Below are 259 nucleotides of genomic sequence, written 5' to 3'. Positions count from 1 at the left end.
GAACATACGAGTGTTCATGCAGCGATGAATACGTTAGAACGGGAAGGATACGAAATTACAAAGCTTTCATTAACGAGTGAGGGTGTCATCAATTTAGAGGAGTTGCATCGCGCTATTCGGGAAGATACCGTGTTCATTTCTATCCAACATGTAAATTCTGAAATTGGATGGATTCAACCTGTAGAAGAAATTTCAACTATTGCTCGTGAACATGGGATTCCATATCATGTTGATTGTGTTCAATCCTTTTGTAAGCTAG

At 39.0% G+C, this 259-nt stretch carries 1 protein-coding gene; it reads left to right on the top strand.

Annotated features, from left to right (window positions below; genetic code table 11):
* A partial coding sequence (locus tag SB749_RS20005; RefSeq protein WP_410711845.1) for an aminotransferase class V-fold PLP-dependent enzyme occupies positions 1-259 on the top strand: 259 nt, incomplete at both ends.

Source organism: Brevibacterium sp. SIMBA_078 (assembly GCF_046534565.1).
Classification (GTDB): Bacteria; Actinomycetota; Actinomycetes; order Actinomycetales; family Brevibacteriaceae; genus Brevibacterium.
The sequence above is the reverse complement of the archived record's forward strand: the minus strand, read 5'-3'. Positions and strand labels throughout refer to the sequence as shown.